Genomic DNA, 22176 nt, shown 5'->3' on the forward strand with positions numbered 1-22176 from the left:
CCGGGTTTTTTGCAGCAGGCCGGTTTGGACTGGATGCCTCCCTCCGAAGCACGTCAACCGAGCAAGGAATATAAAATACCGCTCGCTGAGCATCCGGCCAGCAGCGGCAGGATGCCGATTTTCAGTCGAAACACTGCCGCTATTGCCAAAAGCGCCAGCAACGCCCCAGCCACGTTGAGGGAAGTGGGATCGGGTATCTCGACGGTCGCTCCGGCAAAGCGCACCATTTCCACCCTGGCAAAAAGCGTATGAATTGCGAACCAGAGCGCCAGATTGGCGATAACGCCCGCGACCGCCGCTGTAATCGCCGCAAGTGCAGCCGACAGGGCCACATTGCGCCTCAACCTTTCTAGAAAGGGCGCGCCTGCGAAAATCCACAAGAAGCAGGGTGTGAAGGTGACCCAGGTGGTAAGAAGGCCGCCCAAGGCAGCGGCAAACAAGGGATTCAGGCTGCCGGGATCCCGGAAAGCGGCCATAAAGCCGACGAACTGCGTAACCATGATCAATGGTCCGGGGGTGGTTTCCGCCATCGCAAGGCCGTCCAGCATCTCGCCGGGCTTCAGCCAGCCATAGCCGCTCACGGCTTCCTGCGCGACATAGGCGAGCACGGCATAAGCGCCGCCAAAGGTTACAACCGCCATCTGGCTGAAAAATCCCGCGATACGAGTGAAGACGTTATCAGAGCCAAGAAGCAGGAACAGCAAGGCGACCGGGACAAGCCAGAGCAGAAGGAACGTAATCGAAATCTTGATTGACCAGCGCAAGTCCGGTCTGGCGTGCGGGGGAAGTTCTTCGCCTAAAGCGGTATCTTTATCAGGAACGGCTTTCCCTGACGCGGCATGCCCATTGCCTCCGTGGAACGCAAAGACGCCGGCGCGCGCGGCTACATAGCCGGTCAGAGCGGCGCCCAGTATGATCAACGGAAAAGACGCATCGAGCAGGAAGATCGCGGTGAAAGCAATAGCGGCAAGACCCCGCATGGCGTTGTTCCGCAAGGCGCGGGAACCGATGCGCACCACGGCTTGCAGCACAATCGCAAGCACTGCCGCTTTCAATCCGAAAAACAATCCTTCCACTGCTCCTAAATGGCCGAGCAGCGCATAGGCGTAGCTGAGAACCATGATGGCGAGCAGGCCGGGCAGCACGAACAATATACCCGCAATCAGCCCCCCCTTCGTCCGGTGAAGCAGCCAGCCGATATAGATGGCAAGCTGCTGCGCCTCCGGTCCTGGCAGCAGCATGCAATAGTTGAGCGCGTGCAGGAAACGATCCTCGCCGATCCAGCGCTTTTCCTCCACCAGGATGCGGTGCATGACAGAAATCTGTCCGGCGGGTCCGCCAAAACTCAGTGCTGCAATGCGCGCCCAGGTCACCACTGCCTCACCAAAGGAGATGGAATGATGACCTTTTGGAGCGTCCGGATATTTCACGCCGTCCCGCCGGGGATCACAGCCATCGCGCCTTTTTGAAACGGAAATACAGCGTTGCGCAAATTAGGGCGATGACCCCCAGAACCACGAAATAGCCGTCATGGGTTCTGAGCTCCGGCATGTTGCGGAAGTTCATGCCATATATGCCGGCAATGGCCGTTGGCACCGCCAGTATCGCCGCCCATGCGGCAAGCTGGCGTGTGATGGTGCCCTGTCGCTGCTGTTCCAGAAGATTGCTGGCTTCAAATACGGACGTCAATATTTCACGAAGACCGCCCACGCGGGTATCCACCCGTCGGACATGATCCAGCACGTCCCGGAAATAGGGGCGGACCTCCGGATCGAGATAAGGAAGGTCAAGATGCGTCAATCGCGTGCAGACCTCAGCCATCGGACCCATTACGCGTTGAAACCGGATGAGTTCACGCCGGTGCGTAAATAGCCTCCGGACTTCCTCTCTTTCCAGAAAAGCGTCCAGCGTGCGCTGCTCGGTGTCGAGCACCTCTTCCTCGATGGCTTCGACAATCGGCAGATAACCGTCGACAATAAAGTCCAGGATGGAATGGAGGACATAATCCACGCCGTGCCTCAGCAGATGGGGCGCAGCCTCAAGTTGATTGCGCAGTTCGGTATGGGCCCGGGCCGAACCGTGACGCACGGTGATGATGTGATCTTCGCTTACGAATATGGCCGTTTCGCCATAGGCGATATGGTCGTTTTCCAGATGAGCGGTGCGCGCCACCACAAATAATTGATCGCCGAAAACGTCGACCTTGGGCAATTGGTGCGCCTTCAGCGCATCTTCTATGGCGAGGGGATGGAGATCATAATTCTCCTGAAGCTGCCGTAGCTCCGCCTCGGACGGTTCGAACAGGCCGATCCAGACAAATTCCGAGCGGTCGTCAGCACAACGCACGGGTTTATCCAGGCTTACTGGACCAACCCGCTTCCCATCACGATAAAGATAAGCCGCGACGACGGTCATTATTGCCCCCTTACAACTGGACGTCATGCGCCGCCCGTGCGGTTTCCACTACGTCATGACTTAACCCGACGACAGCGCAAATGCAGATATCTTCTACATTGATATGAGCGACCTTGAAGGTGGGATGAACATCGTGCGGAGAAAATCCGATTTCGGCCCGACGCCCATCGTCCTGGACGACGAGACTGTCGAGCGGTAACGCCAGTCCAAGGCCCAGCGCCTTGCTGAAAGCTTCCTTCGCCGTCCAAAGCCGCATGAAAGCTTCATCATATTGATCCGGCCGTAGGTTCGAAAGAACTTGGCGCTCCTTAGCAGAAAAGAAATTTTCTGCGATTTCGCGAGCGCCCTGATCAGATGAGATGCTTTCTATGTCGACCCCGACGCACCGCCGTTCGGAGATAGCCACGGCGACATGTGACCGGCAATGAGAAAGGCTTAGATGCAGGGCAGGCGTATTTTCGCTTGAGCTAAGTTCAGGGCGGCGGTTTTCGATTGTCGAGAGGAGCAGCGTCGCGGCGGGCAGTCTCGTATGTATTTCCACGATGCGGCGCAAATAGGCATGGGCCAGAATGAAGCGTCGGCGATCCGGTTCGAAAACAAACCGATCCGCGCGCGCTATCTCCGCTGCGCTCAGCAATGCCCGGGGATTGGGTTCCTCGCTTTCGAGGGCGTTATAGCTGGCGCCATAGACCAGCCAGTCCTCAGTCGCGTCCTGAAGCAGCGGAACGAAGGGTGAGGCGGTCAAGAACTGATCCCTTCCACTCTGCCAAGGGGGTGCGCGTTGGAAGCGCCCTTGGCCTCGCGCGCTGCTGAGCGTGGTGGAAACAAGGCGTGCATCAAACCTCCGGACACCAGGATAGCAGACAAGGAATTGGGAACAATCTTAACTGCATTGCGTCTGATCGCCTGATACAAATTGCGACAATTTCAGGCGGCATCTGACATAATTTGAGGACAATGACAGGTCATAAACCGGATTAAGGCGGGACCGATTGGCCCGGCTGAGATCAATGATCAAGGATTCATTATGAAGAAGACATGGCTTATCGGCTCTGCGACACTTGGCGGGCTAGTTCTCGCTAGCGGACTTGCGCTGGCGGCGCCGCAGGGCAAACATTTTGGCGCTGACGCCAATGGCGACGGCAATATCACTCGGGCGGAACTCTCCGCATCCCTGGAGAAGCGGTTTGCCCAATTCGACAAGAATGGAGATGGCAAAGTTACGCAGGAGGAGCGTGATGCCTCTCGCCAAGCGCGTTTTGACAAGCATTTCGCGGCAATGGACAAGGATAATAACGGTCAGATCAGCAAAGCTGAAATGCAGGCCGCTCATGAAGCCCGCAAGGACCGCCGGAATGAGCGCCATGGCGCGGGTGGACCCGACGGCAAAGGCAGTCACGGGGGCGGCCATTGGGGCATGCGCCATGGCGGCATGCACGGTGGCCGAATGGCCATGACCGACGCCAACAAGGATGGGGTCGTGACCAAGGCCGAATTCCAGGCAAACGCATTGGAAATGTTCGATCGTTCCGACGCCAACAAGGACGGAACGGTCACTCAGGCAGAACGCCAGGCGGCACGGCAAAGCATGAAACAACAGATGCAGGAACGCGCAAAGACGCCTTCGAACTGAGCCGCCCCCTCTCCTCTTGGGTTCTGACCCCAGGGATCGGTTGAAACGGGAAGGGCGGAGGCCATATGCCTTCGCCCTTTCTTGTTTCGGGTCCCGATGACGTTAAAGATCCTGTTATGAACGACAGACCTCATTTGCTGCTGGTGGATGACGAGCGCTCAATCCGCGAGCCGCTGTCGCAATATCTTTCCCGGAACGGCTTTCGCGTCACGGCTGCGGCAAATGCCGCGGAGGCCCGCACAAGGCTTGCGGCCGGCACGATCGACCTGGTGGTGCTCGATATCATGATGCCGGGCGAAGATGGCCTCAGCCTGTGTCGCCATATTCGTGAGAATCGCGACCTGCCCGTAATCCTGCTGACTGCCAAATCAGAGGAAACCGACCGCATCGTAGGGCTGGAAATCGGCGCGGATGATTATGTGCTGAAACCCTTTTCCCCGCGGGAACTCGTGGCCCGTATCAAGGCGATTTTCCGTCGGGTGGCTACAGGCGGCATGCGTCAGCACCTCGATGGCGCAAATTATGCCTTTGACGCCTGGGTGCTCAAGACAGGGGAACGGACGCTTGTGGATAGGGAGGGGGTAGCCGTTCCACTCAGTACGGCTGAGTATAATCTGATGCTGGCTTTTGCGACGCGACCAAATCAGGTGCTGAGCCGCGACCACTTGTTGGATATTACGCAAGGCCGCGAAGCGAATATCTTCGACCGAGCTATCGATAATCAGATCAGCCGCCTGCGCCGCAAGATCGAGGAAGATCCGAAGAACCCGCGTTTGATCAAGACCGTTTGGGGCGGCGGCTATACGCTGGCGGCCGACGTGCGGACGATGTGATGGGATTTCAGCGGCGCTTTATGCCCTCCAGCCTCGCAGGGCAGATCATTTTGGTCGTGGCCGTCGCCCTGTTCGTGGCGCAGGCGTTGAATTTTGCGCTCCTCTATCGGGAAAGAGAACGGCAGTTGCTGGCAATTGCAAGCGCCCCGGCGGCGGCCCGGATTGTCGATGCGATCGACAGGCGGGAGGCGCGCTCAGGCAGGATAGAACGCGTTCAATGGTCAAGCGGGGCTCCCGATATAACCGGGAAACGGCGTTTGGACATTGAACGGCGCGCGCAGAACATGCTTGAAGACGCCGGGGTGACGGTTTTATCCATCCGAGCAGTGGAACAGGAAAGGCGGCACTTCCGCGAGCCCTCCTGGCGGGACGAGCATCGCCGCTTCATGCGGGGTGACCGGGGCCCCCGCGATGCTTTGTTCCTCTCAGTGAAACTTGCTCAGGGCCGCTGGGTTACGGCGGAATCGCGGCTTCCCCGCGATCCGCCCAGATTCCTGGGTTGGCTTATCGGCCAAACGCTGGTGCTCTATGTCATTGTGCTTGTGCCGTTGTTGATCGTCGGACGGCGGATCGCTCGGCCTTTGGAGGACCTCACGCAATCGGCCCAACAATTTGCCAGCACCGGCGCTGCCGAACCCGTCCAGGAGCGGGGGCCCGGCGATGTGCGGCGGCTGACGACCGCATTTAATGCCATGCGGGCGCGGCTGCTTGCCATGCTGACGGAAAAGGACCGAATGCTAGGTGCAATCGGCCATGACCTTCGCACGCCCCTGGCCTCCCTCCGCGTGCGCGCGGAATCGGTTGAGGATGAAGGGGAACGAGCGCGCATGACCGAAACCATTCTGGAAATGAACCGCACGCTTGATGACATTTTGTCGCTGGCCCGCGCGGGACGCAGCATGGAGCCACTCCAGAGAGTTGATCTTGCCGCCTTGGCCGACGCCGTCGTCGAAGATTTCGTGGAACTGGGTCATCAGGTGGAACTAGCGGAAAGCCTCCGGGTGGTGGTGTCGATCAAGCCCCAGCTGATGCGGAGGGCGCTGCGTAACCTTATCGAGAACGCCACAAAATATGGCCAGCGCGCCTATGTGGAGCTGGTGAGGAACGGAAACGAACTACGCGTCGACGTCAAGGATGACGGCCCCGGAATGCCCGAGGAACGCATGGCGGAGATGATGGAGCCCTTCACCCGGATGGAGGCGTCTCGTAGCAGGGACACAGGTGGTACAGGCCTCGGCCTAGCCTTAGTGCGGGCGATCATGAGCGAACATGGCGGAGAATTGAGACTCGCCAATCGGCCGGAAGGCGGTTTGTGTGCCAGTCTGCTGTTACCGCTGACCGTGTGAAGGCATCAGTCGAAGTTTGGGTGTTTCAGCAGTGTATCGACCCAGCGGATGGCGATGGCGCTAGCTTGCTGGCCGGAAAGGGTTGACGCATCGAGCGACAGTTCAAGCCAGAGGCCATCCACCAACGCGGTAAGGGCGATCGCGATCGGTCCGGTCTGCGCCGGGGGCATGCCGCAATCGGCGAGCAGTATCTCCAGTTCCGCCCGAAACGCAGCATAGCTTTCCTTGTGAATTGACGCGATGGCTGGATCACTGCGGATCAGGCTCCAAAAGGCGATCCACGTGGCCAGCACCCCTGGATCGGCAATTGGAGGATGGAAATTCGCGGTGATATAGGCGATGAGGCGAGCCCGCTTGTCTTCCCCCGCCTGCGCAACCGCGGCGGCGACAGCTCGGGCCATGCGGTCGGTGGTGGCCCGGTAGGTCTCGGCGATCAGTGCATCGACGCCTTCGAAATAATGGCGCAGTAATCCCGGCGATACCCCCGCGCGCATGCAAATCGCTCGAACAGAAGCGCCTGCCGCTCCTTTTTCGGCCAGGCAAGCCGCCGTGGCGTCGATCATGGCCTGTCGCCGGACGTCAGCAGTCTCACGAGAAAAGGATGCCCTGTTCATGCCCTATAGCTTTTCCACATTGTGCCCCATTTTCAATTGTTATACAATCGTAAAACAATTGTCGAGGATGTCGGCGCGTGACCTATACGGAACCTCTCGGTAACGCCATAGAAATAGGGTGGTGATGCATCCCGGTTTTTGGTCAAAGCCTGATGTCCTGATCATCGGCGGTGGGCATAATGGCCTTGTTTGCGCTTTTTACCTCGCTCGCGCGGGACTCAAGGTCCGCATCCTGGAGCGCCGCCACATCGTCGGCGGCACTGCGGTAACGGAGGAGTTCTTCCCCGGATTCCGCAACAGCACCGCCAGCTATACCGTTGGCCTGCTCCAGCCCAAGGTGATCCGGGACATGAGGCTCGCCCGTCATGGTTATCGGGTGATCGAAAGGCCTATCGCCAATTTCCTGCCGCTGGATGGTGACGACTATCTGAAATTGGGTGGCGGACTGGAACGCACGCAAGCCGAATTTCGTCGTTTCTCAGAACGCGATGCGGCAGCACTTCCTGCCTATTATGACGCGTTGGGGGGCGTCGCCAAGGTCATGCGCGACTTTGTGTTGCGCGCGCCGCCCAACGTGGGGGATGGGCTTCAGTCGCTTTATGACGGCGCGGCGCAGGCATTGCGGCTGGGAAGGCTTACGCTTGGGCAGCAGCGGGACCTTCTGGACCTCTTAACCAAAAGCGCGCGCGATTTCCTGAACAATTGGTTCGAAAGCGAGCCTATCAAAGCCGCCTTCGGGTTTGACGCCATAGTGGGCAATTATACGAGCCCGGACGCGCCCGGCAGCGCCTATGTGTTGCTGCATCACGTGTTTGGAGAGGTGAATGGCAAGAGGGGCGCGTGGGGACATTGCGTGGGCGGCATGGGTGCCCTTACGCAGGCAATGGCGAACGCTTGCCGCCGCGTGGGAGTGGACATTCAACTCGTAGCGCCTGTGCAGCAGGTGCTCGTCGATGGCGGCAGGGTTTCTGGCGTTCGCCTGGAGAGCGGGGAGGAAATCGTCGCGACCACGGTCATCGCCAATGTGGGGCCCCGCTTGCTTTATGGGAAAATGATGCGGTCCCATGATCTGCCGGCTGATTTCCGCCGTCGTATCGGGGGCTATAAAGTGGGATCGGGCAGCTTTCGGATGAATGTCGCGCTTAGCGAACTGCCACGCTTCGTCTGCCTCCCCGAACCGGGGGAACATCACCGTTCAGGCATCATTATCGCGCCGTCCCTTGACTATATGGACCGCGCCTTTGCCGATGCGAAGCGCTATGGCTGGTCCAGGCAGCCCATTGTAGAAATGCTGATCCCTTCCACTGTCGATGACAGCCTCGCCCCGGCCGGATGCCATGTTGCCAGCCTCTTCTGCCAGCATTTCGCACCGGACCTGCCGGAAGGCCGCGACTGGGATGCCGAAGAGGACATGGCGGCCGAGACCGTGATCGACACGATAGAGGCGCATGCGCCCGGTTTTCGCGCCTCCATCCTTGGCCGGTCGGTACTTTCGCCCAAGAAGCTAGAGCGCGTCTTCGGCCTGTCGGGAGGGGATATCATGCATGGCCGCATGACGCTGGACCAGTTATGGGCCGCGCGCCCGATACTGGGGCATGGCAGTTATCGGGGGCCGATCGAAGGACTCTATATGTGCGGGGCAGGCACGCACCCGGGGGGCGGCGTCACGGGCGCGCCGGGGCATAATGCCGCGCATGTCGTTCTGGCGGATCGCAGTCTGCTTGGCCGGATCAGGGCGTTTTCCCGCTATCGGCCTCTTCGATCCAATCCTCAGGATCGATAAAAGGCTCGTCGGTATCTTCTATGATGTCGAGTTGATCCTCATCATCCTCGATCTCGTCATCATCCGTCAGGTTGCCGCTGGTATCCGGCGGAATATCGGTTTGGATGACGCCGTCGGTAGGGCCAATGCCCTCGGCCTCCAATATTTCCGCGCGCTGGGCTTCATCATAATCCTCATCAGGAGGAAGGTCGATTGGTCCCTGGTCGTGCCGGGGTCCGGAAGTTTTGCGATTGTCGGACATGGGTGGGGTTCCTCAAACGATGTAGGGAATGGGCGCGAACCAAGTGACGGCAATCACAAGGACCACGATGAAAAGAGCGAAGGCGACTGCCGCCTGTCGGCTGAGTTTTCCCCGTCGGCGCGCCGCATAGATGCCGCCAAGGATCGCTGCTCCAATCAGCAGGCTGACAAGAAACGGCGCTACGAACATGGGTTGAAATTAAAAGGGACCGCGAATCGATGCAGTATCACATGTTATATTGCGTGACCTGATGCCCTCTTCGCTCTTCCGCCCTTTCCTTACCAACGCAGGTTAATGTCACGGACCCCGGTTGTCTGAAATGTGTTCTGGCAGGGCAAGGCAACTGCCGATGCAAGAGGAGAGGCCAGATGAGAACTTCAAGGATCCTGATAGCCGGTGCCGCCATAAGCGCGGCGGCTGCCATGCTGTGGAGGAATAGGCGGCGCGAGATCGGTTATGTCGCGCGGGCGCACCGGGCGGATGGGAGCGACGATTCCGCATCATTTTCAGCCGGTATCGCTGATGAGGGCACAATCCCCGATGGCCAGCGTCCGTCAGCCGGCACTGACCTGCATGTCCGTGGAGTAATGAAATGAGTAAAATCCTGGCGCAATTCACCATCAGCCGCTCGCGTGATGGTTATGTCCTGCATCTCGAAGATGAGGATGGAGATACGGCGGATTTCAATGCCACTTATGAACAGCTCGACCTGATCAGCGAAGCAGTGGAGGATCAGTTGAATACCGATGAGGAGGCCGCTCTCGGCCTCGACGAAGAGGAAGATGATGAAGAGGATATGGACGACGACGAGGATGATGAGGAGATGTAACGGGATTGGAATTGGCAGCGGACAATATTTTCTTCTCCTTTGAGGAGGGGGCAATACGGCTCCCTCCGTTTCTGCAAAAGCAAAGGGCTATGCGCACGAATCTTGACTCTCATTCCGAATATGCTGTTATGGAGAACATAACAGGAACACGAAATGGATGAGTCGGCTTTCAAACTAGCGGCATTGCGGCAGGCGGAAATGCCCGTGCCATTCTCCACCGGGCATAAGGCGCTGGACACAACATTGGGCGGTGGATTGGCGCAGGGCCGAGTGCATGAATTATTTGCCGCGAGTGTCGATGATGCCGCCAGTGCGACAGGTTTCGCGGCCATGCTGGCGCTGCGGGCGCTGCAGCCGGGTAAGGTGCTGCTATGGCTGCGGACGGATACAGCCGAGCGGCGCGGTGGAAGCTTCCATGCGCCGGGTTTTGTAGAACTGGGCGGGGATCCAGACGCGCTGTTGCTGGCGCTTGCTCCCGATGATGTGACCATGCTGCGTTGCGCGGCCGATGCGGCGCGCTGTGCAGGCTTGGGCGTAGTGGTGACCGAATGCTGGGGAACCCCCCGTGCACTTGACCTGACCGCCAGCAGGCGACTGGCGTTGGCGGCGGAGAAATCGGGCGTCACGCTGTTGCTTCTGCGCATGGATGCGCAGGCCTCGCCCAGTGCGGCCGAGACGCGCTGGCAAGTGATGGCTGCGCCATCGCAGGGGTTAGAGGCGAATGCCCCGGGTCCTGCGGTTCTGGAAATTGAATTATTGCGCCGCCGCGCCGGTCCTGCCGGCATGCGCTGGCGCGTGGAGTGGGATCGTGACGAACGCAGCTTCCGGGAAGCGGCGCTACCTGGCGCTGTGGTTCCCCTTCCTCTCGGCCGACCGGCTGCGGATATGCCGCCGCTCCACCGTACGGCCTGACGCGCCGCTCGCTTTTGTCGAGAAAGTCAGGGGTACGATGCGCCTGATGGCGGTGGATCGGACGGCGCTGTCGCTTGGACTTTCGCCGGGGCTGATGCTGGCCGATGCGCGCGCGCGTGTGCCGGACCTGGAGGTGACGGAACAAGATGCCCGCGCCGATCAGGATTGGCTGGAACGCCTACAAATCGGATGCATCCGCTATACGCCGACGGTGGCGCTGGATGCGCCCGATGGGCTGGTGCTCGACATTACCGGCTGCGTGCATCTTTTCGGCAGCGAGACGGAGCTTGCGGAGGATGTGGAAATACGGATGGCGCGGCTTGGCATGACATTGCGCCATGCCATTGCCGGGACGCCTGAAGCGGCGCTGGCTCTTGCGCGCTTCCAGACCGCTCCATCGGCGGATGAAGCGACTGCCGTGCGCCGTTTGCCCGTTGCGGCCCTCAGGCTGGAGGCGGAGAGCGAAACCGCCCTCAACCGTGCGGGCTTGAAGACCGTGGGGGATGCGGCCAGCCGCCCCATGGCCACGATTGCCGCTCGCTTTGGCGAGGAAGCGGCAACGGCGCTCCGGCAGATCACAGGCGAAGTGGAAAGCCCGCTCATCCCCCGCCGGCCTTTAGCCCCGATCATGGCGGAACGCCGCTTTGCCGAACCGGTGGCCAGAACGGAATATGCTCTCCTGATCCTTGAGGAACTTGCGCATGAGGCAGGGCAGCGGCTGGAGGAACGCAAACAAGGTGGCCGCCGGTTTGAGGGGATATTCTTCCGCACAGATGGTCTGGCCAGGCGGCTGACGATCGAAACCGGCTTGCCGACACGAGAGGCGGAGGCGGTGATGCGGTTGTTCCGGGAACGGCTCGACAGCCTTTCCGATCCGCTCGACCCCGGTTTCGGCTTCGACATGATCCGCCTGTCTGTTGCCTTCACCGAGAATTTGGCCCCGACGCAGTTGAGGCTGGAGGGCGGCAGCGTCAGCGAGGGAGAAGTGGCGACGCTGGTCGACCGGCTGAGCACTCGCCTTGGGCGGGGGCGTCTGAAGCGCTTCCGTCCGCGCGATAGCCACATCCCGGAACAGGCTCAGCTTGCTCTTCCCGCTGCAGATGCGTTGGGGCAGCCTCCGGCCGAATGGACTCTTTCCGCTCCGGGGGAACCGGCGATGCGGCCTCTCCATATGTTCGACCCACCCCAGCGGATCGAGGTGCTGGCCGAGGTTCCGGACGGTCCGCCCCATCGCTTTCGCTGGCGACGGACCTTCCATGAGGTACGCCGTTTCGAAGGACCGGAGCGGATCGCGCATGAATGGTGGCGGCAGGATAACGGCCTCACCCGCGATTATTACCGCGTCGAGGATGCTCACGGCCGCCGTTACTGGATCTTCCGCCACGGACTGTACGGCAGCGAGGTGCGGAATCCGGATTGGTATATGCACGGGGTGTTCGCATGAAAGAGGGTACTGGTTTCGCCGAACTCCTTGCCGCGACCAATTTCTCCTTCCTGCGCGGCGCATCGCATCCATCCGACATGGTCGGCCGGGCATTGGAACTCGGCCTTGCCGGAATAGGCATTGCCGATCGCAACAGCGTGGCTGGGGTGGTCCGCGCTCATGTGGCCTTGCGCGATGCCGGGGAGAAGGACTTCAAGCTGGCGGTAGGCGCGCGGTTGGTCTTTGCCGATGAAACCCCGGACATCGTCGCCTATCCCGAAACGCGCTTTGGCTGGGGACGGCTCACCCGGTTGCTGACGGTCGGCAATCGACGGGCGGAAAAGGGAGATTGCATCCTCTATCTCCCGGATTTGCTGGAGCATTGCCAGGATCTGCTACTTATAGTTCTTCCTTCGTCATTCCCGCGAAGGCGGGAATCCATTTCCCAGCCTAATGGCCAGCGGATGGTTCAGGAGATAGATCCCCGCCTTCGCGGCGATGACAAAAGCGGAGGCGATGAGAAAGTTTTGACTTCCATCATCTCCCAACTCACCCAAACCCGTCCCAATGCGGTCTGGATCGGGGCCAGCATGCACCGCATTGGTCCAGACCGCCGCCGCCTCGCCGGGCTCATGCGCCTCAGCGCAGCGACTGGCGCGCCGCTACTTGCCACCAATGACGCTCTCTATGCGACGCCGGGGCAACGGCAGTTGCACGACATCATCACCTGTATTCGCGAAGGCGTGACCATAGCCGGGGCGGGCCGCCGCCTTGCCGTCAATGCGGAGCGGTATCTCAAAACACCACAGGAAATGACCCGGCTGTTCCGCGACTGTCCGGAGGCCGTCAGTGAGAGCGTGCGTCTTCTTTCACGCATCAACTTCTCGCTCGATCAGTTGCGCTATGAATATCCGCATGAGCCAGTGCCCCAGGGTTGGACGCCGCAGGATTGGCTTGAACATCTGGTGATGGTGGAGGCCCGCAAGCGGCATCCCGATGGCTTGCCTGAAAAGCTGCGCGACATATTGGACGAGGAGTTCACCCTCATCCGCAAACGCAATTATGCCTATTACTTCCTGACCGTCCACGACATCGTGCAGTTCGCGCGCACGCAGCACCCGCCCATCCTTTGCCAGGGCCGGGGTTCGGCCGCCAATTCCACCGTTTGTTATCTGCTCGGCATCACTTCGATTGATCCGGTTGAGAACAACCTGCTCTTCTCCCGCTTTCTTTCTGAAAAGCGCGGCGAGCCACCCGACATTGATGTCGATTTCGAACATGAGCGGCGTGAAGAAGTGATGCAATATGTCTATCGTCGCTATGGCCGCCATCGCGCGGGGATCGCCGCCACGGTCATCCACTATCGGTCGCGCAGTACCGTGCGCGAAGTGGGTAAGGCGCTTGGTCTTAGCGATGATGTGACCGCCCGCCTGGCGGGTACGGCCTGGGGCAGCTATTCCAGCGACATGCCGGAACAGCGCTTCATAGAAGCGGGCTTCGACCCAGCCAATCCGGAAATGGTGCGGTTGCATCGGCTGGTGGGGGAATTGCTGGAATTCCCTCGCCATCTTTCGCAACATGTCGGCGGTTTCGTCCTGACCGAGGATCGGCTGGACGAAACTGTTCCCATCCACAATGCGGCAATGAAGGATCGCACCTTCATCGAATGGGACAAGGACGATATCGACGCCCTTGGCCTGATGAAGGTCGATGTGCTCGCGCTCGGGATGCTGACTTGCATCCGCAAGAGCTTCGAATTGATTGATAAGTTTGGCCTGCTGAATAAAACCATCGACGACGTTAAAGGAGAGCCGGGAAAACTTACCCTCGCCACCGTCCCTGCGGAAGATTCCGACGTCTACGACATGCTTTGCAAAGGCGACAGCATCGGCGTTTTTCAGGTGGAAAGCAGGGCGCAGATCAACATGCTGCCGCGCCTCAAGCCTCGTGAATTCTACGATCTTGTCATTCAGGTCGCGATTGTCCGCCCCGGCCCCATAGAAGGCGACATGGTGCATCCCTATCTGCGGCGGCGCAGCGGCAAGGAGGCTGTTGTCTTTCCATCGCCATCGCCGCCTCATGACGCCAATGAGTTGAAGGAGGTTCTGGGCCGCACCAAAGGCGTGCCGCTATTCCAGGAACAGGCGATGAAGCTTGCCATCACCGCCGCCGAATTCACCCCCGATGAAGCCAATGGCCTGCGCCGGGCGATGGCGACCTTCCGCAATCTGGGCAAGATGCATGTCTACAAGGACAAGCTGATCGGTGGCATGACGGCACGTGGTTACGAACGCGACTTCGCCGAGCGCTGCTTCAAGCAGATAGAGGGCTTTGGCAGCTATGGCTTTCCTGAAAGCCATGCGCAGTCCTTTGCCAAGCTGGTCTATGTTTCCGCCTGGATCAAATGCCATCATCCGGCGGTCTTCGCCTGCGCTCTATTGAATTCCCAGCCCATGGGCTTCTACGCTCCGGCCCAGATCGTCCGTGACGCACGCGAACATGGCGTGGAGGTGCTCGCGGCCGACATCAATGCGAGCGATTGGGATAATGGATTAGAAACAGAGGACAAGAATGCCAGCAAGCCCGCCCTTCGCCTCGGCTTCCGCCAAATAGACGGCTTTCGCGAGGAATGGGCAAAGGCATTGGTTACCGCGCGTCAGGATGGACCGTTCGACACTATGGAAACACTCGCCCGTCGAGCCGCACTTCCGGGAAGGGCGTTGCGCTTGCTTGCTGATGCGGACGCCTGCCGCTCCATCGGCCTCGACCGCCGCCAGGCGCTATGGGAGGTAAGGCGCATGCCTAATGGCGAATTGCCCCTCTTCGCTGCTGCGCAGGCGCGCGAATTGGCGCAGGAGCCCGGCGCCAATCTTCCTGCCATGGCCGCTGCCGAACATGTGGTGACGGATTATCAGACCACGCGCCTGTCCTTGAAGGGCCATCCCATGGCTTTTCTTCGCCCTGTCTTCCAGGCCGAAGGGGTGCTGAGTTGTGCCGAGACCACCGCTGCCAAAAATGGTGCGCGGGTGCGAACAGCTGGCGTGGTTCTTGTTCGTCAGCGGCCAGGCAAGGGCAATGCCATCTTCGCCACGCTTGAGGATGAGACTGGCATCACCAACATACTCATCTGGGCCCGCCTGTTCGAACGGTATCGCCGAGCCGTCATGGCGTCGCGGCTAATGCTGGTGGAGGGGGAGGTGCAGCGCAGCGAAGAGGGCGTCGTTCACCTGATGGCGTCGCGCATCATTGACCGCACGGCCGAGCTCGATCGGCTTTCGGATGACCGGCGGGCAAATGTGGAATTGTCACGGGCGGACATCTTCACTCACCCCCTATACCCTCGTGCCGCCCATCCCCGCGATGTCCGGATATTACCCAAATCTCGGGATTTCCACTAACGCGCCGCGTTCCTGTATCGTCACAGGGGAACATCGGTTCTGAAGGGGGGTTTCCGTGGCATACATAATAGTGGGTCGCGCCGCTGATTATGAGGAACCCGTGGCCGATATAGAGATGAGGAACAAGGTGCCGGGTGCCACCGCCCTATTGATCATCGACATGATCAACGATCTGCAATTCGAAGAAGGATCGACCATGTCATCGGAAGCCTTGTGTGCTGCCCTCACCATAACCAAGCTTCGCGCCGCAGCCACCAAGGCAGGAGTACCGGTCGTCTATGTGAACGACAATTTCGGCCTGTGGCATGGAGACGTAGCCTCCATTGTCGAACATTGCCTGCGCCCGGACAGCAAGGGTCAGCAAATCGTTCGCAAGCTGCGGCCGCGTAAACGGGACTATTTCGTGGTGAAGCCGCATTTTTCCGGCTTCTACGCGACCAACCTTGCGGCATTGCTGCCACGCTTGGGGGTAAGCCGGCTGATCCTAACGGGGATTGCGGCCGATGTTTGCCTGTTGTTCACCGCCGCGGACGCTCATATGCGTCAATATGACATTTGGGTGCCCGCAGACGCCACGGCAGGGATCAGCCCGGAGCGCAAAAACTGGGTCCTCGACATTGTTCGGCACAGCATGCGAGCGGAAACGGAACCGACAAGCGCCTTTAGCCTGCAGCAGTGGATCAGCCGCGCGAGCTAGTCCGCCTTATCGCTCGCGGGTGGCGCTAAACCTAACATCGGGGTTGCGGTCCTGCACATAGCCCACGTCCCATGCGCTCTTGGCCAGATAGACGGGATTGCCATCCCGATCCTTGGCCATGTTGGCGCGATTGATCTCAGCGAAATTCTTCATCGCCGCGTCATCGCCGCTGATCCAGCGAGCAGTTTCGAAGGGCGCCATCTCCAGCCGCGCGTCCACCTTATACTCGGCCTCCAGGCGCGACAGCAGCACGTCAAGCTGAAGCTGTCCCACGACGCCGACGACCCAGGCTGAACCGATTTCGGGATAGAAGACCTGGATCACGCCCTCTTCCGAAAGGTCGTCCAGCGCCTTGCGCAGCTGCTTGGTCTTGGTCGGATCTTTCAAGGCCACGCGCCGCAATATTTCCGGCGCAAAGTTGGGAAGACCGGTGAAGCGCACATCGGCCTTCTCGCTCAGCGTATCGCCTACGCGCAAGGTTCCGTGATTGGGAATGCCGATTATGTCGCCGGGATAGGCTTCGTCCGCCAATTCGCGGTTCTGCGCGAAAAACAGGATCGGACTATGCACCGCAATCGGTTTGCCATGGCCAGTCGGCGTCAGCTTCATGCCGCGTCGGAAAGTGCCGGAGCATAGCCGCATGAAGGCGATCCGGTCGCGGTGCTGCGGGTCCATATTGGCCTGTACCTTGAAGATAAAGCCGGTCACGTCATTGCGCTCAGGATCGACAGCAGCAGGCTCTGCCGGTTGAGGCCGGGGTGGCGGTGCGTGTTTGCCAAGCGCCGCGATCAGTTCGGAAACGCCGAATTGCTTAAGCGCCGATCCGAAATAGACCGGCGTCAAATCACCATGGCGATAAGCGGCCGGGTCGAATGCGGCATAGCCCGCCTGCGCCAGCTCCGCTTCCTCGCGCAGCCGTTCCAGTCCCTCGGCTGACAGCGTTTCGGCGAGCTTGGGATCACCAAGACCACTAAACTTGAAGCTCTTGCCTTCGAAGTTCCGGCTGTCGCCCGTCGGTTGCATCAGCCGGTTGGCATAGAGGTCGTAAATGCCCTCAAACTGCCCGCCCATGCCGACCGGCCAGCTCATCGGGCACACGTCGAGCGCCAGCATGTCGGCAATCTCGTCAAGCAGCGCAAAGGCGTCCCGGCCCTCGCGGTCCACCTTGTTGACAAAGGTGATGATGGGAACCGAACGCAGGCGACACACTTCGAACAGCTTTCGGGTCTGTGGCTCTATTCCCTTGGCGGCGTCGATCACCATCACCGCACTGTCGACGGCGGTGAGCGTGCGGTAGGTGTCTTCGGAAAAATCCTCGTGCCCCGGCGTATCCAGCAGGTTGAAGGTCAGCCCGTCCTTTTCAAAGGTCATGACAGAGGACGTGACGGAAATGCCGCGTTGCTGCTCAATCTTCATCCAGTCGGACCGGGCGCGGCGGTTTGCCCCTCGCGCCTTCACTTCGCCCGCAAGGTGAATCGCCCCGCCTTCCAGCAGCAGCTTCTCCGTAAGCGTGGTCTTGCCGGCGTCGGGGTGGGAGATGATCGCGAAGGTGCGGCGGGTGAGAATGGTCATTTGAAGTTCTCTACAATTGAATTTCGGCATTCCCGCGAAGGCGGGAATCCATCTCTGGGTATTGAACCGAGGAGATGGACAAGAAATGGATACCCGCCTTCGCGGTAAATAACGGGGACCTGGTTAGTTTTCGGCCAACCGGACGTTCATATGAAATTCCCGCTGCGCTCCCGGAGCCAGGCGATTGATCCCCGGCTTCATCCAGATATCGCCGTCAAAATCGACCGGATCGGCCATGCCTGCCCAAGGTTCAATGCACAGATAGTTCGCCCGCGGCTTCTGCCAGATGCCGAGCCAGGGCGTATCGGGGAAGCCGATGTCGAGCGATGGCCGTCCCGGCACGCCCCATTTGAGCCGGCGGCTTTCAAGCTGGTCCCAGATCAAAGCGTCGGCTTCAAACATTTCATGCGTCGGAACAAGAGCATTGTTCGTGATCGGTGAAGGGAAGTGCTCCGGCGCGAGCAGGCCGGTCTCACCTTTCAACCGCCTGATGGGCGCGGGTTCATCCTGTTCGAACAGGATCATATGCTGATGTTTGCCGCCCCCATAAGGCAAGGGCCAGGCAAAGGCGGGATGGAAACCAAAGCTGAACGGCATGTCTATGCGGCCCTGGTTGATCACCGTGACCGTCATAAAAAGGGTTGTGTCTTCGACCACAAAAGTCGCCTCGAGCCGAAAGTCGAAGGGATAGACGCGCCGCGTCTCCTCATCGGCATCCAGGCGGAACCGCACCGACATATTGTCCTGTTCGACGACGCCAAAAGTCATCCGCCGCGCAAAACCATGTTTGGCCAGGGCATATTCCCGCCCTTCCAGCAAATAGCTGTCCCGGTTCAGCCGGCCGACAATAGGAAAAAGCAACGGCGCTCGGCCGGTCCAGTAAGCCGGGTCGGCGTCGGTCATCAATTCCCGGCCCTTGGCATCGATCAAGGACCAGAGCTCTGCACCCAGCGGGTTGATGCTGGCGGTGAACTTCCCGGTGGTGATCTGGACGTGAGTCATCGCATCCCCCTTTGCCGTCCGTGTCGAGCGAAGTCGAGACACCTTTGCGCTAGGGACGAACGGGTCCTTCTTAACCCCTTAACGTCCCGCCCAGCTTGTCGGCGGCCTTGACGACTGCCGCGCTGATTGCGTTCAACTCCTCCTCGGTAAAGCTTTTCTCGCCCGGCTGCAGCGTCACTTCTATTGCGAGCGACTTCTGTCCTTCGGGCACGCCCGGTCCTGCAAAGACGTCGAAGAGGCGAGCATCGACGATCGCCTTTTTGTCGGCATTGCGGGCGGCGCGGACAAGCTGTTCGGCTTCCAGCGCCTGGGGCACCAGAAAGGCGAAGTCGCGCTTTACCGCCTGCAATGCGGGCGGCGAATAAGGCGCGCGCATGAAGCCGCTCTTGCGCTTGACCGGTATGGCATCAAGGAAAATTTCAGCAGCGACAATGCTGCCCGACAGGTCGAACTGCTTGATCATGTTCGGGTGCAGCACGCCATATTCGGCCAGCACATTCTTGGGTCCCAGGCGCAATGTGCCCGACTGGCCGGGGTGATAGGCGGCGCTTGCCTCACCCATCATCTGCAAATTTTCAACGGGCGCCCCTGCCGCGGCGAGCAGTGCGACCACTTCGGCCTTGATGTCATAGGCATCGAACAGGCTTGCCTTGCCGCTATTCCAGTTGCGCGGCGTCTTGTCGCCCGCAAGCACAATGCCCACCGTCGCGCGTTCGCCATCTGAAAAGTAGCGCCGCCCAACTTCGTACAGCCGGACCGAAGATGCGCCCCGGTCGGCATTGCGCTGCGTCGCCGATAGCAGCCCAGGCAGCAGCGAAGGCCGCATGACCTTCAGTTCTTCCGATATGGGGTTGGCGAGCGTCCAGTCGCCGCCGCCGACAGAGGCGGCCTCCCTTTGCGAGATGAAAGACCAGTTCACCGCTTCGTTCAGGCCGCGTGCGGCGGCTGCGCGGCGAACGCGGCGTTCCGTCATCTGCTGCGGCGTCGCCGTGGGTTTCGCGACCCCGGCTGCGCGGGGAAGGGGTATCGACGGAACCTTGTCGATGCCATGGATACGAACGATTTCTTCCACGATATCCGCACTGCCCTCAACGTCACGGCGCCATGAGGGAATGGAGATGGTCCAGCTTTCACCAACGCCGAAACCCAATTTCTCGAGAATCGCCCGCTGCATGTCGCGGCTGACCTCGACCCCGGCGAGCGATAAAACCGCTGCCGGATCGAAGGCGATACTCCGCGTGTCCAGCGGCGGTTCGCCGGCATAGGTCGCCTCGCTTGGGCTCCCGCCGCAGAGTTCCAGCACCATCTGCGTCGCGATGGACAGGCCATCGTCCAGGAATGCAGGGTCCACTCCCCGTTCGAACCGGCTGCGCGCGTCGGAGGCGAGCGCCAGCTTCTGGCCTGTGCGGGCAATGGCTTCGGGAGTGAAATAGGCGCATTCGATAAGGACGTCGGTCGTGCCTTCCTGCGCGCCGGAATGCTCGCCACCCATGATCCCGCCAATGTCGTGCACGGTTTCGCTGTCGGCAATGACGGTCATCCCGTCGTCCAGCGTGTAGGTCTTGCCGTTGAGCGCCACCACTTCTTCGCCGGCCTTCGCCTTGCGCGCCACGAGGCCGCCCTTCAGCGTCGCCATATCGTAGACGTGCAGCGGCCGGCCAAGGTCGATCATGATAAAGTTGGTGATGTCTACCAACGCGGAAATCGGCTTCTGTCCGATTGCTTTCAGTCGTTTCTGCAGCCATTCGGGCGAGGGGCCGTTCTTCACGCCCCGAACAGAACGCGCGAAGAAGGCGGGACAGCTTTGGATATCGTCCGTGCGCACATCCGGCCCCAAAGCTTCGCCCTTGATCGTGGGCACCTTCAATGGCTTCAGCGCGCCGAGGCCCGCCGCCGCCAGGTCGCGCGCAATGCCGCGCACGCCCATGCAATCCTGTCTGTTGGGCGTGATGGCCACTTCAATGACAGGGTCGTTGAGCCCCGCCCATTGGGCATAAACCGCACCTACCGGAGCGTCGGCGGGAAGCTCGATAATGCCGTCATGGTCCTCGCCCAACTCCAGTTCGCGTGTGGAACACATCATGCCGCTGGATTCAACGCCTCTGATCGCCGCAACTTTCAGGGTGATGCCGCTGCCGGGCACATAAGCGCCTGGCATGCCGAATACGCCAACCAGGCCCTCGCGCGCATTGGGCGCACCGCAGACGACTTGGAGGGGGCCTTCCCCGGCATCTACCGAAAGCACCTGCAGCTTGTCCGCCTGCGGGTGCGGCGCGGCCGAAAGCACCTTGGCAATGCGAAAGGGCTCCAGCTTCTCCGCCGGATTTTCAACGCCCTCAACCTCCAGGCCGATGGCATTAAGCTTTTCCAATATCTGTTCCAGCGTCGCGCCGGTTTCGAGATGCTCTTTCAGCCAGGACAGGGTGAACTTCATGCGCCCACTCCTCCCGAAAGCGTGGGTACATCAAGAGACGAGAAGCCATAATGCCGCAGCCAGCGCAGATCGCCGTCGAAGAAGGCCCGCAAGTCATTCATCCCATATTTCAGCATCGCCAGCCGGTCGACGCCGGTGCCGAAGGCGAAACCCTGCCACTCCGCCGGATCAAGGCCGCAGGCGCGAATGACATTGGGGTGGACCATGCCGGACCCCAGCACCTCCATCCAACCTTCCGATCCGCCGATGACGCGCTGACCCTTTTCCATGGAGTAGCCGACATCGACCTCCACCGACGGTTCGGTGAAGGGAAAATAGCTGGGGCGCAGGCGCAGCACGATGTCTTCGCGCTCGAAAAACGCTTTCAGGAATGTCTCCAAGGTCCATTTCAGATGACCAAGATTAATGCCTCGGTCGATCACCAGCCCCTCAATCTGATGGAACATCGGCGTATGCGTGGCGTCACTGTCCGATCGATAGACCCGACCGGGCGCAATGATACGGATTGGCGGCTCTTCCGATGTCATTGTCCGGATCTGAACCGGCGAGGTATGCGTGCGCAGCAGCATCTTGCGGCCGTCGCGCTCATCAGGGAAGTAGAACGTGTCGTGCATCGCCCGCGCCGGATGGGTTTCGGGAATATTGAGCGCACTGAAATTATGCCAGTCGTCTTCGATCTCTGGTCCCGTTGCGACCGAAAAACCAAGGTCCGCAAAGATTTCGGCCAATTCGTCCATCACCTGGCTCACCGGATGCACCGAACCCTGCGGATCGGGAAGAGCCGGGAGGGTCATGTCCAGCTTTTCGGAAGTCAGCCGCTCCTGAAGGATTGCTTGTTCGAACATGGCTCGCTGGGCTTCGATTTTGCCGCTCAGCGCTCCTCTCCAGCCCTGATATTTCGGGGCTAGCGCGAGGCGCTCTTCGACCGGCAGGCGCCCCAGGCTTTTCAAGAGATTGGTTATAGTGCCGTTTTTGCCTAACGCAGTGATTCTGGCGGCTTCCAATTCCTCCAGATTCTTGGCGCTCTCAATCTGCGCCATAAGG

General features: G+C 60.1%; 20 protein-coding genes. 10 read left to right on the plus strand and 10 right to left on the minus strand.

The annotated features are described in order from the left end of the window. Positions 1 to 53: 53 nt before the first annotated feature. The 3 genes from chrA to HNQ99_RS04815 are packed head-to-tail and all read right to left on the minus strand — an operon-like array spanning position 54 to position 3160. On the minus strand, positions 54 to 1430 hold the full coding sequence (gene chrA / locus HNQ99_RS04805; protein ID WP_184474505.1) for a chromate efflux transporter: 1377 nt from the start codon (positions 1428 to 1430) through the stop codon (positions 54 to 56). 16 nt (positions 1431 to 1446) lie between these two features. Further along, entirely contained in the window at positions 1447 to 2415 is a 969-nt protein-coding gene (locus tag HNQ99_RS04810) for a magnesium and cobalt transport protein CorA (protein ID WP_184474506.1), read from the minus strand. A 10-nt stretch (positions 2416 to 2425) separates the two neighbouring features. After that, complete coding sequence (locus HNQ99_RS04815; protein ID WP_184474507.1) at positions 2426 to 3160, minus strand: 4'-phosphopantetheinyl transferase family protein; 735 nt, start codon at positions 3158 to 3160, stop codon at positions 2426 to 2428. Positions 3161 to 3442: 282 nt separating this feature from the next. Between HNQ99_RS04815 and HNQ99_RS04820 the strand changes: the two genes are divergently transcribed. The 3 genes from HNQ99_RS04820 (at position 3443) to HNQ99_RS04830 (ending at position 6227) form a co-directional block, all read left to right on the plus strand. Then, positions 3443 to 4048, plus strand: coding sequence for an EF-hand domain-containing protein (locus HNQ99_RS04820; RefSeq protein WP_221232577.1), 606 nt, complete (start codon positions 3443 to 3445; stop codon positions 4046 to 4048). A gap of 116 nt (positions 4049 to 4164) precedes the next feature. Continuing rightward, positions 4165 to 4881: a response regulator gene (locus tag HNQ99_RS04825; RefSeq protein ID WP_184474508.1), complete on the plus strand. Its 717-nt coding sequence runs from the start codon at positions 4165 to 4167 to the stop codon at positions 4879 to 4881. A 20-nt stretch (positions 4882 to 4901) separates the two neighbouring features. Further along, complete coding sequence (locus HNQ99_RS04830; RefSeq protein ID WP_246414522.1) at positions 4902 to 6227, plus strand: HAMP domain-containing sensor histidine kinase; 1326 nt, start codon at positions 4902 to 4904, stop codon at positions 6225 to 6227. Positions 6228 to 6232: 5 nt separating this feature from the next. Here HNQ99_RS04830 and betI read toward each other — a convergent pair whose 3' ends face one another. Continuing rightward, complete coding sequence (gene betI, locus HNQ99_RS04835; protein WP_184474510.1) at positions 6233 to 6841, minus strand: transcriptional regulator BetI; 609 nt, start codon at positions 6839 to 6841, stop codon at positions 6233 to 6235. Positions 6842 to 6965: 124 nt separating this feature from the next. Here betI and HNQ99_RS04840 point away from each other — a divergent pair, with 124 nt between their 5' ends. Then, positions 6966 to 8624 (plus strand): phytoene desaturase family protein, encoded by a 1659-nt coding sequence (locus HNQ99_RS04840; RefSeq protein WP_184474713.1) that lies wholly within the window; start codon positions 6966 to 6968, stop codon positions 8622 to 8624. Here HNQ99_RS04840 and HNQ99_RS04845 read toward each other — a convergent pair. Both HNQ99_RS04845 and HNQ99_RS04850 read right to left on the minus strand, forming a co-directional pair. Then, on the minus strand, positions 8572 to 8865 hold the full coding sequence (locus HNQ99_RS04845; protein ID WP_221232578.1) for a DNA primase: 294 nt from the start codon (positions 8863 to 8865) through the stop codon (positions 8572 to 8574). The genes HNQ99_RS04840 and HNQ99_RS04845 overlap by 53 nt on opposite strands. Positions 8866 to 8877: 12 nt before the next feature. Continuing rightward, complete coding sequence (locus tag HNQ99_RS04850; protein ID WP_184474511.1) at positions 8878 to 9054, minus strand: hypothetical protein; 177 nt, start codon at positions 9052 to 9054, stop codon at positions 8878 to 8880. A 179-nt stretch (positions 9055 to 9233) separates the two neighbouring features. Between HNQ99_RS04850 and HNQ99_RS04855 the strand changes: the two genes are divergently transcribed. The 6 genes from HNQ99_RS04855 (at position 9234) to HNQ99_RS04875 (ending at position 16124) form a co-directional block, all read left to right on the plus strand. Beyond that, entirely contained in the window at positions 9234 to 9461 is a 228-nt protein-coding gene (locus tag HNQ99_RS04855) for a hypothetical protein (RefSeq protein ID WP_184474512.1), read from the plus strand. Next, on the plus strand, positions 9458 to 9694 hold the full coding sequence (locus tag HNQ99_RS04860; protein ID WP_184474513.1) for a hypothetical protein: 237 nt from the start codon (positions 9458 to 9460) through the stop codon (positions 9692 to 9694). The genes HNQ99_RS04855 and HNQ99_RS04860 overlap by 4 nt, the downstream gene beginning before the upstream one ends. Before the next feature lie 153 nt (positions 9695 to 9847). Beyond that, positions 9848 to 10606: an ImuA family protein gene (locus HNQ99_RS16580; protein ID WP_246414524.1), complete on the plus strand. Its 759-nt coding sequence runs from the start codon at positions 9848 to 9850 to the stop codon at positions 10604 to 10606. Further along, on the plus strand, positions 10503 to 12050 hold the full coding sequence (locus HNQ99_RS04865; protein ID WP_322790314.1) for a Y-family DNA polymerase: 1548 nt from the start codon (positions 10503 to 10505) through the stop codon (positions 12048 to 12050). Before HNQ99_RS16580 ends, HNQ99_RS04865 begins: the two co-directional genes overlap by 104 nt. After that, positions 12047 to 15427 (plus strand): error-prone DNA polymerase, encoded by a 3381-nt coding sequence (locus HNQ99_RS04870; RefSeq protein ID WP_184474515.1) that lies wholly within the window; start codon positions 12047 to 12049, stop codon positions 15425 to 15427. The genes HNQ99_RS04865 and HNQ99_RS04870 overlap by 4 nt, the downstream gene beginning before the upstream one ends. Positions 15428 to 15482: 55 nt before the next feature. Next, complete coding sequence (locus HNQ99_RS04875) at positions 15483 to 16124, plus strand: cysteine hydrolase family protein (RefSeq protein WP_322790315.1); 642 nt, start codon at positions 15483 to 15485, stop codon at positions 16122 to 16124. A 6-nt stretch (positions 16125 to 16130) separates the two neighbouring features. Here HNQ99_RS04875 and HNQ99_RS04880 read toward each other — a convergent pair whose 3' ends face one another. From HNQ99_RS04880 to pheS, 4 genes are all read right to left on the minus strand, one after another. Continuing rightward, on the minus strand, positions 16131 to 17696 hold the full coding sequence (locus HNQ99_RS04880) for a peptide chain release factor 3 (protein WP_184474516.1): 1566 nt from the start codon (positions 17694 to 17696) through the stop codon (positions 16131 to 16133). Positions 17697 to 17819: 123 nt separating this feature from the next. Further along, entirely contained in the window at positions 17820 to 18698 is an 879-nt protein-coding gene (locus HNQ99_RS04885; protein ID WP_184474517.1) for an aldose 1-epimerase family protein, read from the minus strand. A 70-nt stretch (positions 18699 to 18768) separates the two neighbouring features. Continuing rightward, positions 18769 to 21132: a phenylalanine--tRNA ligase subunit beta gene (gene pheT, locus HNQ99_RS04890; RefSeq protein ID WP_184474518.1), complete on the minus strand. Its 2364-nt coding sequence runs from the start codon at positions 21130 to 21132 to the stop codon at positions 18769 to 18771. After that, positions 21129 to 22172, minus strand: coding sequence for a phenylalanine--tRNA ligase subunit alpha (gene pheS, locus HNQ99_RS04895; protein WP_221232586.1), 1044 nt, complete (start codon positions 22170 to 22172; stop codon positions 21129 to 21131). The genes pheT and pheS overlap by 4 nt, the downstream gene beginning before the upstream one ends. Positions 22173 to 22176: the final 4 nt, after the last annotated feature.

This window comes from Rhizorhapis suberifaciens (genome assembly GCF_014200045.1).
Taxonomy (GTDB): domain Bacteria; phylum Pseudomonadota; class Alphaproteobacteria; order Sphingomonadales; family Sphingomonadaceae; genus Rhizorhapis; species Rhizorhapis suberifaciens.